General features: G+C 58.9%; 15 protein-coding genes. 7 read left to right on the forward strand and 8 right to left on the reverse strand.

Translation table 11 applies throughout. The annotated features are described in order from the left end of the window. Positions 1-80 precede the first annotated feature (80 nt). Positions 81-1607 carry a UxaA family hydrolase gene (locus OEG84_RS13085; protein WP_267654164.1) on the reverse strand — a complete coding sequence of 509 codons (1527 nt, stop codon included), beginning with the start codon at positions 1605-1607 and terminating at the stop codon, positions 81-83. An 82-nt stretch (positions 1608-1689) separates the two neighbouring features. Here OEG84_RS13085 and OEG84_RS13090 point away from each other — a divergent pair, with 82 nt between their 5' ends. Genes OEG84_RS13090 through OEG84_RS13100 form a run of 3 tightly spaced genes read left to right on the forward strand, consistent with a single transcriptional unit; the run spans position 1690 to position 4326 of the window. Next, positions 1690-2424: a GntR family transcriptional regulator gene (locus OEG84_RS13090; RefSeq protein WP_267654165.1), complete on the forward strand. Its 735-nt coding sequence runs from the start codon at positions 1690-1692 to the stop codon at positions 2422-2424. A 16-nt stretch (positions 2425-2440) separates the two neighbouring features. After that, entirely contained in the window at positions 2441-3424 is a 984-nt protein-coding gene (locus tag OEG84_RS13095; protein ID WP_267654166.1) for a TIM barrel protein, read from the forward strand. Beyond that, positions 3421-4326, forward strand: a complete 906-nt coding sequence (locus tag OEG84_RS13100; RefSeq protein WP_267654167.1) for a ribokinase — start codon at positions 3421-3423, stop codon at positions 4324-4326. The genes OEG84_RS13095 and OEG84_RS13100 overlap by 4 nt, the downstream gene beginning before the upstream one ends. Here the strand turns inward: OEG84_RS13100 and OEG84_RS13105 are convergent. Both OEG84_RS13105 and OEG84_RS13110 read right to left on the reverse strand, forming a co-directional pair. Further along, positions 4308-5147, reverse strand: coding sequence for an amidohydrolase family protein (locus OEG84_RS13105; RefSeq protein ID WP_267654168.1), 840 nt, complete (start codon positions 5145-5147; stop codon positions 4308-4310). The genes OEG84_RS13100 and OEG84_RS13105 overlap by 19 nt on opposite strands. A 13-nt stretch (positions 5148-5160) precedes the next feature. Further along, positions 5161-6189, reverse strand: coding sequence for an aldo/keto reductase (locus tag OEG84_RS13110; RefSeq protein WP_267656180.1), 1029 nt, complete (start codon positions 6187-6189; stop codon positions 5161-5163). Between the two features lie 433 nt (positions 6190-6622). On the opposite strand from OEG84_RS13110, the gene OEG84_RS13120 reads away from it, so the two are divergent. After that, positions 6623-7168 carry an SIS domain-containing protein gene (locus tag OEG84_RS13120; protein WP_267654169.1) on the forward strand — a complete coding sequence of 182 codons (546 nt, stop codon included), beginning with the start codon at positions 6623-6625 and terminating at the stop codon, positions 7166-7168. Positions 7169-7208: 40 nt separating this feature from the next. Here the strand turns inward: OEG84_RS13120 and OEG84_RS13125 are convergent, their stop codons facing one another. The 3 genes from OEG84_RS13125 to OEG84_RS13135 form a co-directional block, all read right to left on the reverse strand. Then, the gene (locus OEG84_RS13125) at positions 7209-8126 is read right to left on the reverse strand and encodes a carbohydrate ABC transporter permease (RefSeq protein WP_267654170.1); all 918 of its coding nucleotides are present in this window, start codon (positions 8124-8126) and stop codon (positions 7209-7211) included. Positions 8127-8141: 15 nt separating this feature from the next. Beyond that, positions 8142-9248 (reverse strand): carbohydrate ABC transporter permease, encoded by a 1107-nt coding sequence (locus tag OEG84_RS13130; RefSeq protein ID WP_267654171.1) that lies wholly within the window; start codon positions 9246-9248, stop codon positions 8142-8144. A gap of 63 nt (positions 9249-9311) precedes the next feature. After that, the gene (locus tag OEG84_RS13135) at positions 9312-10973 is read right to left on the reverse strand and encodes a twin-arginine translocation signal domain-containing protein (protein WP_267654172.1); all 1662 of its coding nucleotides are present in this window, start codon (positions 10971-10973) and stop codon (positions 9312-9314) included. Between the two features lie 245 nt (positions 10974-11218). On the opposite strand from OEG84_RS13135, the gene OEG84_RS13140 reads away from it, so the two are divergent. From OEG84_RS13140 to OEG84_RS13150, 3 genes are all read left to right on the forward strand, one after another. Next, a complete protein-coding gene (locus OEG84_RS13140) occupies positions 11219-12283 on the forward strand; it encodes an ABC transporter ATP-binding protein (RefSeq protein WP_267654173.1) in 1065 nt (354 codons plus the stop codon). A gap of 75 nt (positions 12284-12358) precedes the next feature. After that, positions 12359-12811, forward strand: a complete 453-nt coding sequence (locus OEG84_RS13145) for an RbsD/FucU family protein (protein WP_267654174.1) — start codon at positions 12359-12361, stop codon at positions 12809-12811. Positions 12812-12821: 10 nt separating this feature from the next. Beyond that, positions 12822-13742 (forward strand): ribokinase, encoded by a 921-nt coding sequence (locus OEG84_RS13150; protein WP_425602850.1) that lies wholly within the window; start codon positions 12822-12824, stop codon positions 13740-13742. A 219-nt stretch (positions 13743-13961) separates the two neighbouring features. Here the strand turns inward: OEG84_RS13150 and OEG84_RS13155 are convergent, their stop codons facing one another. Both OEG84_RS13155 and OEG84_RS13160 read right to left on the reverse strand, forming a co-directional pair. Beyond that, complete coding sequence (locus OEG84_RS13155) at positions 13962-14903, reverse strand: threonine ammonia-lyase (protein ID WP_267654175.1); 942 nt, start codon at positions 14901-14903, stop codon at positions 13962-13964. Beyond that, positions 14900-15919: a succinylglutamate desuccinylase/aspartoacylase family protein gene (locus tag OEG84_RS13160; protein WP_267654176.1), complete on the reverse strand. Its 1020-nt coding sequence runs from the start codon at positions 15917-15919 to the stop codon at positions 14900-14902. Before OEG84_RS13160 ends, OEG84_RS13155 begins: the two co-directional genes overlap by 4 nt. Positions 15920-16021: the final 102 nt, after the last annotated feature.

Genomic DNA, 16021 nt, shown 5'->3' on the forward strand with positions numbered 1-16021 from the left:
CGGCTCCGATGACAGCGTAGCGGGTGCAACCAGATCAAGATAACTGCGACCTTACCGGTTCAATACTTCATGAATGGTGATCACATCACCGCACCCATTTGCCAGGGCACGAATTCGGCACCGCCGAATCCGAGCTCTTCGCTTTTGGTTTCCTCGCCGGAAGCGACGCGCAGGAACAGCTCAAAAATCTCGCGGCCCTTGTCTTCGAGACTGACAGCGTCCGTGATGATGTCACCGCAATTGATGTCCATGTCTTCGGACATGCGGCCATACATTTCCGAATTGGTGGCCAGCTTGATGCACGGCGTCGGCTTGTAGCCCGATACCGATCCACGACCGGTGGTAAAGGCAATCAGATTGGCGCCGGAAGCAATTTGCCCGGTCACCGAGCAGGGGTCGTAACCGGGAGAATCCATGAACACGAAGCCGCGCTCGGTCACCAGTTCGGCAAATTTATAGACCTGGGTCAGCGGCGCCGTGCCGCCTTTGGCCACTGCGCCCAATGATTTTTCAAGGATCGTGGTCAGGCCGCCCTTCTTGTTGCCGGGCGAGGGATTGTTATCCATCTCGCCGCCATTGCGGGCGGTGTAATCCTCCCACCAGCGAATGCGCTCGACAATCTTGGCGCCGACTTCGGGTGTCACCGCACGGCGGGTCAACAGATGCTCGGCGCCGTAGATTTCCGAGGTTTCCGATAGGATGGTGGTGCCGCCATGAGAGACCAGCAGATCAGACGCAGCGCCCAGCGCCGGGTTGGCGGTGATGCCGGAATAACCGTCAGATCCCCCACATTGCAGGCCGATCATCAGATGCTCAAGCCCTGCGGGAGCACGTGTGATCCTGTTGGCCTCGGCGGCCATTTCCTTGAGCTGCTCGACGCCGCGTTCAATCGACTTGCGGGTGCCGCCGGAATGCTGGATCGTCATGTAACGGACATTGCCATCGGCGCGCATGCGGCCGCGGCCGACCAGATCGGGAACCTGCATGACTTCGCAGCCCAGCCCGAGCAACAGAATGCCAGCAAAGTTCGGATTGCGGGCATAGCCCTGCAACGTCCGGAACAGGGTGTCATATCCTTCATCGTTTCCCGACATGCCGCAGCCGGTGCCGTGGACGATCGGCACCACGCCATCGACGTTGTCGAACTGATCGAGCCAGCCCTGCTTCTCCACAGCTTCGGCAATGAAGCGCGCCACCGATCCGGAGCAATTCACCGAGGTGAGGATGCCTAGATAGTTGCGGGTGCCGACGCTGCCATCGGCACGGTGATAGCCCATGAAATGACGTTTTTCGGCTGGAACAGGAAGCGGCCGGACCTCAGTTGAAAATTCCTGCGCCTCGGTGTGGCCGCCCATGCCGAGATTGTGCACATGAACGTGCGCGCCAGCGCCGATGGCGTGACTCGCCACCCCGATAGTCTGGCCATAGCGGATGACCTTCTCGCCTTCGGCGATTGGTCGTGATGCAATCTTGTGTCCACGTGCCACGAATTCCACGAGGGGGACATCGAGTCCGGACACCGCCGCGCCGCTGGCCAGATCCTTCAACGCGATGATCACATTGTCGTGCGGGTTGAGACGAATTGTCTGAGGGAGATCGGTTGTCATGGATAGGTCCGTGCGTATAAAGCCCAAGTCATGCGGCCGGGCATCGGCTTGACAGGAAGAAGGCATTCTCTAACATGTTAGAATGCTACTAGATAAGGATGGTATCCTGCAAGACGTAATCCCTCCCCGTCCGCCGCTGCAATCCCTGGATAGCCTGCCTGGCTCGCTGGCCCAGAAAGTCTACGCGTCGCTCAAGCAGGCGATCCTGTCGCTGGCGTTCCGCCCGGGTGAGCGGATGCGCAAGTCGGAAATCTGCGAGGAGTTGGGTGTCTCGCGCTCTCCGGTTACCGAAGCCATGACGCGCCTGGCCAGCGAAGGCCTGGTCGATATCGTTCCACAAGCCGGGACCTATGTGACCCGGTTTTCGATGGCGGAAATCCACGAAGGGGCCTTCCTGCGCGAGGCGCTGGAACTGGCCGCGATTGAAACCGTAGCAACCAGCATCACCGAAGAGCAACTGGTGCTACTGCGGCGAAACCTGCGCATTCAGGAAGCTTTGGTCAGGGACGAGGATATTGCCGGCTTCTACGAGATGGACGCCCAAATGCATGAACTAATCCTGTCATTTACCGGCTACCGACGACTGGCATTTCTGGCCGAAACCTCCTGGGTGCATGTCAACCGCGCACGCCGGCTCAATCTGCCATCGCCGGGGCGCATGCAGGCAACCCTTGCCGAGCACAAAGCGATCATTGCCGCGCTGGAAGCGCGAGACCCGCACGCCGCGCGAGAGGCAACCCGACACCATCTGCGACAGCTCATCAAGTTCCTTGAGCCTCTGGTTCACGAGCGTCCCGAGCTGTTTGCCAATCACTGACTCCGAAAGGCCTGCCATGCCCGATCTGTCGAATCGACACCGCTACGCCGCCAGGCTCAATGCTTTCAAGACCGGCCTACCAGGCAACCCGACTGCTGCGGACATGATTGCCCGCGCGGCGCAAGTCGAAGGCCTTGGCGCCGCAGATCTGAATTATCCCGACCATTTCGCCGATCACACAGCGGCTGAGCTGTCACAGATCCTCACCAGCAATGGCCTGGCACTTAACGGACTTGCCATGCGCTACTACACCGACCCCGGATTCCGCCTCGGCGCGTTCACCAATCCAGACCCGAAAGTGCGTCAGGCAGCACTCGATATCACAAAGCGCGGGCTTGACGCGCTGGCCGCAATGGGCGGTCGATTGATGACATTATGGATGGGCCAGGACGGCGTCGACTATTCGTTCCAGGGCAATTACATGCGCATGTGGGACGATACGATTGCGGCGCTAAAGCAGGTGGCCGATCATAATCCAGATATCGACATCGCCATCGAGTACAAACCCAACGAGCCGCGCGCCTATGCGCTGATGCCGGATATCGGCACGACGCTGCTGGCCACCCGTGAGGCGGAACGGGCCAATCTCGGCGTGACGCTGGACTTCGCCCACGTACTCTACGCAGACGAAATCCCCGCACATTCGGCGCGATTGACCGGGCGGCACTCGCGCCTTTTGGGCGTCCATCTCAATGATGGCTATGGCAAGCGCGATGATGGTCTGATGGTGGGGTCGGTCCACCCGGTGCAGACGGTCGAACTGTTCGTTGAGCTCGAGCGCATGGGATATGAGGGAGTGATCTATTTCGACACCTTTCCGGATCATGGTGGACTTGATCCGACTGCCGAGGCGCGCGCCAACATCATGATGGCCGAACGGCTGAGAAGGATAGCGTCAAGGCTGGTGGATAATGCCGAGCTAGCCGAGGCCATTGCCCGACAGGACGCAACAGTCTCTCTTGGTATTGTCGCGGACGCACTTTACGGCGCGGGCAAGTGAGCGTCTTCGTCTGCGGGGCATTGCATTACGACGTGATTGTCAACGCGCCGCATCTGCCACGGCTTGACGAGACCGTCGCAGGCGAAGCGGTCAAATACGCCATGGGCGGCAAAGGCGGCAATCAGGCGGTGGCAGCGGCGCAGATGGGCGCCCGGACAACATTTGCCGGCCGGATTGGCGATGATGCATCTGGCGTCGCCTTGCTTGAGAGCTTGAACCGTATCGGCGTCGATTCCAGCCAGGTGCAGCGCGAGCCCGGCCCGTCAGGAATGAGTGTTGCCATCGTTGAACCGGGAGGCGGCTACGGCGCCGTGATCGTTTCCGCCGCAAACCTCGGCATTGATCCGAACCGGATCTCTATCCCCGACGATGCGAAGATCATATTGCTGCAGAACGAGATCCCCGAGGAGATCAATTACATCGTCGCACAAAGCGCAAGGAACGGCGGCGCGGAAGTGGTGCTCAACGCGGCGCCAGCCCGGCCAATTGGCGCCAGCCTTTTGGCTCTGATCGACGTGCTGGTGGTCAACCGTGTCGAAGCCGCCGGCATGCTGGAAACAGACGAGGAGAAGCTCGATCCCATTTCTGCAGCGCAATCGCTGTCGAAACTCGGCCCGAAAACGGTGATTATCACGCTGGGTGGCGACGGATTGGCACTATACGCGGCCGGGACTGCCATTCTGCAGCACGGTCACCCGGTTCAAGTGGTGTCGACCCATGGCGCAGGCGACGCGTTCTTAGGCGCACTGGCCGCTGCCCGTGACGCAGGCAAGAGCCTTGCTCTGGCGGCCTGCTTCGGACAGGCAGCCGCCGCACTTCATGTTTCGACAGATATCGACAAGCGAAAAGCCATCACCCGGCAATGCGTGGAAGCCCTAATCGCTCAACCGCCAATCCGGTAAAATCGTGCGGCAGTGCCGCCAAAGATCTCTGCTCGCTGCTCGGTGTTCAGATTCTCAGTAAGTACTTCCGCGGCCGCGTGCCAATCCTGGTAGCTCGCAGCCAGACGACAAACCGGCCAATCCGAACCCCACATCACCCTGGATGGACCAAAGACCTTGAACACATGGTCGGCATAGGGCCTGAGGTGCTCGACGGTCCAGTCAGGACTGGCCTCGGAAACGAGTGCGGAGAACTTGCAGCAGGCCTTTGTCTCCGTTGCGATCCGCGTCATGCCATCGGCCCAGAAGCGGAAATTCGCCTCGGAATGATCCCTGATCTGCGGCTTCATGCAGTGGTCAACGACCACCCGCATGTCCGGATAACGTTTGAGAATGGTCAGAAAATTGGCCAGATGCCGGGGAAAGCCCAGCGCATCGAAAGTCAAATCAAGATCACAGACGGCACCAAATCCCCATTGTACATCGTCCCGGAGCATCCAGTCATCATCTGGAATGTCCTGGATCATCGGACGAATACCCTTGAACTTCGGATGCCTGGAGAGTCGGCTAAGCGTTTCGACATCCGACGGGTTTTCGAAATCCACCCAGCCGACGACACCGGCGACAAAGGGCGTCGCGTCAGCCAATCCAAGCATGTACTCGGTTTCATGTATCGTGGCCGCAGCCTGAACCAGCACCGTGGCGTCGATGCCATGGGTTCGCAAATGCGGCGCGAGATCAGGCGGCGCATAGCTCCGCGCCAATGTCTCGTTGTCCATCGGCATCCAGTCATAGTCGCCGCGGCTGGGGTTCCAGAGATGATGGTGCGCGTCGATTTTCAAACGGATAACCTCCTCATGCGGGGACCGGAGCGTCATCACGGATCAAGCGTTCGGCTTTCAAGTCCGCCCAAAGCGCGGACGGGATTTCGGTAGTGGCTGCCGTGAAATTGGCCTCGACTTCCGCGACGCCCTGTCCGCCGGGAATAACCGAGACCACCGCTGGATGATGCAGTGGAAACCGGAATGCCGCATCGACCATGCGGACACCGTGACGCTTGCATATCGCCTCGATTTTGGCGACCTGATCGAGAATGTGCTGCGGTGCAGGATCGTAATTGTAAAAGGCGCCGGGCTTTGGCCCGGTAGCCAGAATCCCGGAATTGTAGGGTCCGCCAATAACAATGCCGATGCCGCGATTTTCCGCCAGCGGCAGAAAGCTATCAAGCGCCTCTTGTTCAAGCAGTGTGTAGCGGCCCGCCAGGAGAAACAGGTCGAAATCGCCATGCTCTGTCAACCATTGGCAGGATTGCCACTCGTTGACTCCTGCGCCAAAAGCCTTGATCACACCTTGCTCACGCAAGGACATCAGCGCCTTGTAGCCGCCCGCCATCATTTCATTGAGCTTGGCATCGAGTGCTGCCTGACTGCCATGAGTGAAGATGTCGAGGTCATGGGCGAACAGGATGTCGATCCTGTCAACACCCAGGCGCGCGAGCGAAAACTCGAGCGAGCGCATCACCCCGTCATAGGTGTAATCAAATACCTCCCTGCGTGCAGGAACATCGAAAAACTTGCCGATTAAATCGCGTTCTTCTCCTCTCTCGCAGCGCGTGAGCAGGCGTCCGACCTTGGTCGACAACACGTAATCATCGCGCGGCTTGTCGCGCAGGAACCGGTTCAACCGGGTTTCTGAAAGGCCAAGTCCGTAGAGCGGCGCGGTGTCAAAATAGCGCGTCCCCAAATCCCAGGCGCGGGTCAGCACCGCATGGGCATCATCATCGCTGATCGCCCTGTAGAGATTACCTAATGGTGCGGTGCCAAAGCCCAGTTCGGTGAACGTCAGCCCACCATTTCCGATCCGGTCCCAATGTCGTGTCTTCAATTGCATCTGCACCACCTCGCCTGCTAACATGTTAGTATAATTGCCACGCAACCGCATAGCCCTGTTTTTAACAGCGCGGCAAATGGGGGACTGCACTAGACCGTTTCATGCACATTTCAGGTCCCGCCAAGCCGGTGATCGGAACGATACATCCGGGTGGCCCCATACAGTGAGCGCTGTTAAAGCAGCGTCCCAAATGAAGTCCACGACAATTGGCCTCGATTTGGCCACGAGCGTTTTCCAGGATCATGGCGTTGATAAGAATAACGAAACGGTTCTTGCCAAACGGATGAATCGCAAACAAATGCTAGCTTTTTTCGCCAGGCCATAACCGTGCCTGGTTTTGCATCGGCGTTGACAGAACGGCAATATCTGCTGCTTTTGAAACTCTATGAGCAAAACAAGAACGTAATGACCCAACTGGAACAGCAACATGAGTAATTTTCGAGACGCTCTTTCGGAAATTGGATCGGTAGTCGACGCCATTGATCCGGGCGAGATTGATCGCGCCGTCGATCTGATCGCTTCAGCTGGCACGATTGTCTCATATGGATGCGGCCGCGAGGGCCTGCAGGTCCAGGGTTTGACAATGCGGTTGTTCCATCTCGGGCTCAGTGCCTCGATGCAGGGGTCCATGGCCACGCCACCGCTCGGGCAGGGTGATCTGTTCTTGTGCTCGGCGGGCCCAGGCGAACTTTCAACCGTAACTGCCCTGATCGGCGTGGCGAAGGGGGCTGGAGCAAAAATTCTGTTCCTGACGGCCGAACCGGACTGCGAGACCGCCAGGCTTGCAGATCAGGTGCTCACCATTCCTGCGCAAACCATGGCCAGAGACGTTGGCAGCACCTCGATCCTGCCGATGGGATCAGTTTACGAGGGGGCGCTGTTTGTGCTGTTTGAAATCATGGTGCTCATGCTCAAGGAAAAACTTGGAGAAAACACACGGAGCATGCGGGCGCGGCATACCAACATGGAGTGATGCCGGTAGCGGCTGGTCGTAACAGTTTTCAGATCGCGATCTACTTCACCGCACCTGCAGCCATTCCCTTGATAATGTAACGTTCAAGCAGGATGCCGATGACAATAAGCGGCAGGATCGCGGCAAAGGACAGCGCCGCCATCGACCACCAGCTGATACCCTGGCTCCCCGTCTGGCTCGCCACCATCACCGGAAGCGTGTTGGCATGGGTCGAGGTCAAAAGGGCGGCAAAGAAATATTCATTCCAGGTCAGTACCAGCGACAAAATGAAAGCGGCGACCATGCCGGGTAGCGCAATCGGCAACACGATGGTGGCAAAAGCGCCCCAGATCGACAGTCCGTCGACCAGCGCAGCTTCTTCAAGTTCCTTGGGAATGCCGGCAAACTGGTCGCGCATGATCCAGATGACGATCGGCAGCACGGTGAGCGTGTAAAGCAGGATCAAGCCGATGCGGGTATCAAGCAGCGCCAGCGATTTGTAGAGCACCAGGAAAGGCAGCGCCAACACCACCGGCGGCAGGATCAACTGGCTGAGGAAAAAGAACGAGATGTCCGAATTGCGCATGAAGCCGAAGCGATAGGAAAACCGCGACAGCCCATAGGCTGCGAGTGAGCCCAGAAACACTGCCAGCGCCGAAGCCGACAACGAGGTAATCACCGAATTGTAGAAGCGCTTGACGAATTCCTCACGCACCGTGGATTCGGCCCAGATCGTATCCGGCGAAAACCCGAGCGATCGCCAGCCAAGCCATTTCGGCTGAAAGTCCCAGAACGGAACGAGATGTCCCCGCATCACGTCGGGCGCCATCTTGAACGAGGTGGTGATCGTCCAGTAGATCGGGAACAGACAGATGATTGTCCACAGGATCAACGCGGCATAGACCGCAAAACGGCCTGAGAACCATTTCGCCTTGTGGGCGAAATCATCAGGGCTGTCATGGAAAATCTGCTGGCTCATTTGTCGCTTCCCCGATCAATAACGCGGCCGCGCCCAGCGGTCGGTAAGCTTCATGAGAATCGTGATCGCAATCACGATGACCACCAGATAGACCATCGCCAGCAATGTGCCGTAGCCGACATTGGAGCGATCGCGGTATTCCCGGAAGATGAAGCTGGTGACACTGTCAGTGGCCCCGCCCGGACCGCCGGAAGTCACGTTGATGATAATGTCGGCGAGCTTGAGCTTGAAGATGATGCGGATCAGGATCACGGTGATCGAGACCGGCAGCATCAAGGGAAATGTGACTTCCCAGAACCCGCGCCAGGCACGCGCGCCATCAACCTTGGCGGCCTCCTGAATGTCCTTGGGGATCGCCTGAAGGCCGGCCAGAATCATGATCATCATGAACGGAATATAGGTCCAGGCGTCCATCACCATGATGGTGAAACGGGCCATTTCGGGCGAACCGAAAAACGACGGCGAGTCCCAGCCCAGTTGGCGGGCCAACCGCGCCAGCGGACCGAAACGGATTTCCATCATCGACTTTCCGACCATCCAGCTGACGGCCACAGGTGACAGCATCAGCGGCATCAGGAATGCGACGCGGAAGAATTTGCGGGCGCGAATTTGAGAATTGAGTAGCAGCGCCAGTCCGAACGCAATGGCATATTCGACGACAATCGCCAGCGTGTAGCGAACCATGTTGCCGAGTGCGTTCCAATAGAAGCTGTCGGTCCACATCTGGCGAATGTTATCGAGGCCATTGAAGGTGCGACCTGTCGGTGACGACAGGTTCCAGTCAGAGAACGCAATCACCAGCCCGAACAGCAGCGGGAACACGACCATGGAAATCACGAAAAGCGCTGCCGGCAGGACAAACAGCACGCGCTTGCCTTGTTCGCCGCGCATCAGGACCTGCCCCCAGCACAGCGCAATCGCCCACAGCACGTACGCGTAGAGCGTTGGCCGCCAACTGGAAAAGCCGAAACTGGCTTGACCGGTTTCCTGAAGAGTCTGCGCAATCGCGACGAGAGCCAGTATCCCCGCCGATCCCCAGATCAAGGCTCGGCCAAACGCCACCCTTCGAGCGGAGAGATTATCAGAGGTGACAACGTGAAGGAAATCGCCTTGCTCGGCCAAATTCTGCGCATCCCGGACTTGAGGATGGCCCCGGCGGAATAACCCGCCGGGGCCGTGACTGGATTACATGCCCAATGAGGCTTTGTAGAGTGCGATCTGACTTTCCCGCCCAATCTGGTCGGTGATCTTCTCCCATGCAGCCGCAATGGCATCCGCGGTTTCCTGAGCCGAACCATATTGTCCGGCAAAACCCTTCGCCAGTTCATCCTCGGCCACCGAGTAGTACTGGAAAATACCAGGAATGCGCGGTTCAATCGCCGAGTTTTCATGATTGTAGCTGTCGGCGTTGGAACCGAGGTAATCCTCGATGTAGGCCCGGTCATAACCGGCAGCTTCCCATTCCTCGTAGTTGAAGTGGCTGTTGCGGTATGGCTGAAAGCCTGACGGATAGGCCGAAGTCCAGAGCGAAAGATCCTTGCCACCGAGATGCGCGGCAGCCGACCAGGCAGCCTTGTGCTTCTTTTCGTCGCCATCAACTCTGGCCATGACATACACACCCCAGCCGATATAGGCCATGTTGGGTGCCTCATTGGCCCTTTGTTCCCATTCGCCAGTCTTGGAATTGTACACCTCATCCGAGCCCGGCAAAGTGCTGAAGCTGACAACATCGCCAACAACCGAGGTGTCTGACGTGCGTGCGGATGATCCCACATCGCCCCACCAGGTCAGCATCGAGCCGGTGCCTGCGAGAAACTGCGAGAACGCTGTTGTCCCTGGATCAGCGTTGATCTGATCGGCAGGGTAAGCTCCCGGAACAGCGATCAGGTCCATGACTTCCTGAATGGCGCGTACGAAGGCCGGATTGTTAACGCGCGGCTTCATGGTGTCTGCATCAAACAGCCAAGCCGGGTCGTCGGGATGCTTGGCATAGGCGGTGGCGCGATCTTCGAGGAAGTAGAAGCCAAAGCCGCCCCACCCCTTCAGCGGATCAAGGTAGCCATGTGCATCAAGTCCGGTGAGCGGGTCTTTCTTGCCCGCCAGGAACTTGGAATGCGCCTGCACATCTTTCCAGGTCTTGGGAGCACTCCACTCGCCCTCGCCGCCCGATTCTTTCCAGGCTGCGGCGAACTCCTCGTTCTCGTAGTAATCCTTGCGGTAAGCGAAGGTGTGGCAATCGCCGTCGATGGAGATCCGATAGGTCTTGCCATCCCAGGTACCGACAGGCGCCTTGAGGTAGCTCACATAGTCGTCCATATCGATCAGGGTTTTGACCCAATCGGGCATTTCCGAGGCCAACCCCTTGCCACAGACATCGCCTTCGAACGGCGAGCCCATCTCGATAATATCGAAATCGACGGTTCCTGTGGCGATCGACTGCTGCAGACGGGCATTGTAATCGGCCTGCGCCAGATCGATCCAGTTGATTTTCGCACCGGTGTAGGCTTCCCAGGGCTTCAAGAAACCACGAAACAGGAAGTTATGCAGGTTCTGGTTATTGAGCCCCATGAAGGTCAGTTCAACACCTGCGAATTCGCCTTCGGCTACAGTGGCCTTGGTCCCCGCCAGGCACATTTCACCAACCTTCTGCCAATCGGCGTCTGTGGGCGAGCCGGCGCCAACGCCGGGAATCTTCAGGATTGCAGCGCGCACATCATCCTGTGCGGCGGCGTGTTTGGTGCCAATACCACCGACTGCGGCAAGACCGCCGACAGCAGCTGCACCTTGCAGCAGACGGCGGCGGCTCAGAGCCACCCGCACCGCGTGTTCAAACAGTTCTACTTTCATGAAACACCTCCCAATGTTACCCGCCTCCTCCGGCGGTCCGGTCAAGGAAGGTCGACCGACCTTATCAGGTCGTTGATCGCCAATTTTCCCCAACGGCCAGGTCCGGTTCACCGGACAGAATTGAAAACATTTCAGCCTTCAGCCAAGCTGTCAAGTATCTAACATGTTAGCATGCCTACAACATGGACAGCGCCTTTTTCGTGCGCTACCACTTGCGGAAGGCGTGAAAAAACAATGGGGGCGGTATGGCGGACGTCAGGATCGAAAAACTCTACAAGGCCTATGGATCGTTGGAAGTTATCCACGGCGTGGATATCGATATTCCCGATGGTCGGTTCGTGGTCCTGGTCGGTCCATCAGGGTGCGGCAAGTCAACACTGCTCAGGATGATTGCCGGGCTCGAGGGCGTTACCGCAGGCACGATCAGTATCGGCGGACGGGTAGTCAACAACCTGCCGCCGGCTGAGCGCAACATCGCAATGGTGTTTCAGAACTACGCGCTTTATCCGCACAAATCAGTGGCCGCCAATATGGGTTTTGCCCTGAAGATGCAGAACATGCCAAAAGCGGAAATCGATGAACGGGTCGCCAAAGCAGCGGAGATTCTTGGCCTCCAGCCCTATCTGGCGCGTTTCCCGCGAGAGCTTTCAGGTGGGCAGCGCCAGCGTGTTGCCATGGGGCGGGCGATCGTGCGCGAACCGCAGGTATTCCTGTTTGACGAACCACTGTCTAATCTTGACGCCAAACTCAGGGTGCAGATGCGCGCCGAAATACGCGAATTGCACCAGCGGCTGTCGACCACCACCGTCTATGTAACTCACGACCAGATCGAAGCCATGACCATGGCCGACCAGATCGTGGTCATGCGTGACGGCCATATTTCGCAGCAAGGTGCGCCGCTGGAGCTATATGATCGGCCAGCCAATGTGTTTGTCGCCGGCTTCATCGGGTCACCATCGATGAACCTGATCGAAGGCCTCGTCGACGGCAACGGCGGATCTCTGACAGTGGAAGCTCAGGGCGTATCACTGGCAGCGCCGGAGCGCACCGGAATGGAGCAGGGTCGCAAGGTGGTTTTCGGCATCCGACCGGAACATCTCGAACTGGATGAGGCAGGCTTTGAGGCCAAGGTCGCAGTGGTCGAACCCACAGGATCCGAAACCCATGTCGTGCTCCGGGCCGCGGGTCGGGAGATCATCGCCGTATTCAAAGAACGCCACGCCTTCCGGCCGGGCGATGTGATCCGGTTAAAACCACACCCCGACATGGTGCACATGTTTGACGCGGAGACAGGGCTACGGCTGGATTGACCAGGCCTCGCCGTAAACCGACGAAACGGTGACGCAGGATAACGTGCCTGACAAAACCACACGAAGGAGGATCGCATGCTCAAGGGACTGGACCCGCGATTGAACGCAGAGGTGCTCTATGCACTTCGCGCCATGGGCCATGGCGATACGCTGATCATCGCCGACACCAATTTTCCGTCCGATTCCATCGCCCGCCAAACGGTGACCGGCGATCTCCTGCGCATGGACAACCTGACCGCCGGGGAAGCTGCTGAAGCCATCTTGTCGGTGCTGCCGCTCGACACCTTCGTCGACGATTTTGCCGGCCGCATGGAGATCGTCGGCAATCCCGGCGAGGTGCCCCCGGTGCAGGCCGAAGTGCAGAAGGCGATCGATGCAGCCGAAGGTCAGTCGCGATCGATGGTCGGCATCGAACGCTTCGCCTTCTACGACATGGCCAAGCAAGCCTACGCAGTGATCCAGACCGGTGAACGACGGTTCTACGGCTGCTTCATGTTCCGCAAAGGCGTTATCCCGCCGGAAGAGTAAGGGGAACATCGTGACAAGAGTCGTCATTCTGGGCGTTTTCGTTGCCGACACGGCCTACCGCGCGGCGCGCGCGCCGCAAATGGGCGAGACCATCATGGGCGAGGGGTTTGCGCTCGGGCCCGGCGGCAAGGGGTCCAACCAGGCTGTGGCTTCGGCCAGAGCTGGGGTGGAGACTCATTTCATCACCCGGCTTGGGCGCGACACGTTCGCCGAGATGGCGCTCAAGACCTGGGCCGATGCGGGCGTGACACCAGCGATCACTCAGCATGAAGACGGCTACACCGGCGCTGCCTACATTTTTGTCGAGGCGGGAACCGGCAACAACGCGATCATTGTCTGCCCCGGCGTGGCCGGTTCGATATCCCCGGCAGACGTTGATGCGCGCGCCGAGCTGATCAGCAATGCCGCAGTGTTCGTCACCCAGCTTGAACAGCCGATGGATGCGGCGATGCACGCCCTGCAAATCGCCCGCGAAGGCGGTGCAACAACCATCCTCAATCCGGCGCCTGCAGCCACCTTGCCCGACGGCATGCTGGCGCTGTGCGACTACGTGACCCCGAACGAAACCGAAGCCGAGGCGCTGACCGGCATCGCTGTGACCAGCCTCGAGGACGCCACCAGGGCTGCGGTGGAACTGTCCCGCATGGGCGCCCGGGCGGTGGTCATCACGCTGGGAGAAAAGGGCGCGCTCTATCATGCCGGCGGACAAAGCGTTCACGTCGCGGCCTTCGATACCGGTCCGGTAGTAGAAACCGCCGGTGCCGGAGACGCCTTCAACGGTGGCTTCGCCGCAGCGCTGGCCACCGGCTTGGACCCGGTGACTGCCGTCAGGTTCGGCTGCGCCACAGCCTCGATTTCGGTGACCCGGTCCGGCACGGCACCCTCGATGCCTTCGCTAACAGAGATAAACGCACTTCTGCAGCGCCAATGATACCCGGCGCCGATTAACAACGAAGCCCGGAGATTTATCATTTGGGCCCCGGTCGCGGCGACGCCCTACCCGGTTTCATCCAGTCCGGAGTTGGTGACAGACCGGAACACCGAGCGGTTGACAGGCAGGCCGCTGCAGATCACCGCATTCAGCGGAATTCTCGACGAACTCCGGAAGGACGGTGATCTGCAGCGCGCTGGCATCCCGCGCCTCGCAGTTTTAGAGCGCGACACCGTCCAACCCGGCACCACACACCAATGCGCCAGCTCTTGCATCAGCGGGGAGAGATATTTTCCCCGATCGAAGGGCTGCAATGGCCGAAGCCCCGCTCAAATCTGCGGCAATGCCCAGTTCGAACCAAAGCCAGGCGGCCGCGTCTTCCATTTCGGCATCGGAAATCAGCACGATTTCATCAACGTTATCGCGCACCAGCGCAAAAACCCCCGGGTCGGTTTCACCGCAACTCATGGTCGCCACCTTGCTGGTCACGCTTTCAAGCCGCACAACCCGTCCGGCATCCAGGCTGGCCTTGAGCGTCGGCGATCCTTCCGGCTCGATCCCGATGATGCGGATAGCGGGGTTGAGCGCCTTGAGCGCCACCGACATGCCGGAGATCAGCCCGCCGCCACCAATTGCCACAATAACGGTGTCTAGGTTCGGCACAGCGTCAAGAAATTCCAGCGCTACTGTGCCTTGTCCAGCGACCACCATGGGGTCGGCGAAAGGATGGAAATAGGCGGCACCGGTGCGTTCAGCCTGCTCCAGCGCAGCTTCGTTGGCCTCATTCCAGATTTTGCCCAGCACCTTAACCTCTGCACCGCTGCGGCGCAGCTTTTCGCGCTTCTCCTCGGTGGCGCTTTCGGTGACATAAACGGTTGCTGGGACCCCAGCCGAGCGTGCCGCCCGGGCCACAGCCAAACCATGATTGCCCCCTGAGGCCGTGACGATCCCTTTGGACACTGCGCCGGGTGGCTGGCTGAGAAGTTTGTTGGTCGCGCCGCGGGCCTTGAACGATCCGGTGCATTGCAGGTTTTCGAGCTTGAGAAATAATTGCGCCTCGGTCACGGGATCGGGGACCGCCGTCAACTCTATAACGGGTGTGTGCCTGATATGTGGGGCGATGCGCTGTGCTGCGGCGCGAATGTCATCCAGTGAAATCATGATTGAACCTCCGTGTGGGGCGATGCGACGACGATGCAGCAATTGCCCGGGCGCACCCTGCCCGGCTGCCGGCGTGCATAAACAATGCCACTGGTCCGATAGCGCAATTCGACTGGCGACCGCGCCGGTTGGGTCAGAAAGTGAACGCGTCCCGCAACGTCCCCAGCCGAAACTTCGGTGCCAAGGGGATGCAGCGCTTCGAACACACCGTCGTCTTCGGTGATCAAATGGGCAAGCGGCGACAGCGTGTAGAGTTTGGGGGCTGGTACCGGCGTTGCCATTCGTTGCGGCAACACACCGACGCTGGCCAGAACATTTCGAATGCCGCGACGGCAAAGCGCGAGCGCCTCGATTGACGTGGTCCCGGCGCCGCCCATCTCGGTGCCGATCACCGTCATCCCGGCCCGAGCGGCCGACGCGGTGGCGGTGCGCGGATCACCGCGATTGTCGATCACCACCGCAAGCGGGGTGCCAAAGACAGAAGCGGCCTTGACATTGGCGGCATGTTGTTCGGGCGTGAGCCCGGGCTCGATCACGGCACTGGGGATGATATTCAGCGACGATCCACCCGAATGAAGATCGATAAACACGTCACCCATGGGGAACAGCACATCATTGACGAAGGCCGCAATTTGTTCGGTCGCGCTGCCCAAGGCGTCTCCCGGGAACACCCGGTTCATGTTGATCCCGTCGATGGGCGAAGTGCGTTGCGCTGCCAACACTGCGGGCTGGTTGATCGCAGGTATAATTATCAACCGCCCGGCAACATCGGCCACGTCGATATCGCGGATCAACTCGCCAAGGGCGATCGGTCCTTCGTATTCATCGCCGTGATTGCCTCCTTCGAGGATTACAGTCGGGCCCTCTCCGTTTTTGATCACCGCCACAGGCACCGGAATCACTCCCCAAGCGTCATCATGAACCGAAAGCGGCACCTGAAAGGTTCCGATCTGTTTTCCGTCCCGGTCGAAATCAACCGTGACGTGATAAAGTTGCTTCTTGTGTGTCTCAGTCATTGTATCGCTCACTGTGATTTTCATGGAATGCCTTCGCGGTGTGGCACTTGCGAACCATTGATTTTGTATGTAAAAGTATATTTTTATATTTGATAATATCTA

This window comes from Hoeflea algicola (genome assembly GCF_026619415.1).
Lineage (GTDB): Bacteria > Pseudomonadota > Alphaproteobacteria > Rhizobiales > Rhizobiaceae > Hoeflea > Hoeflea algicola.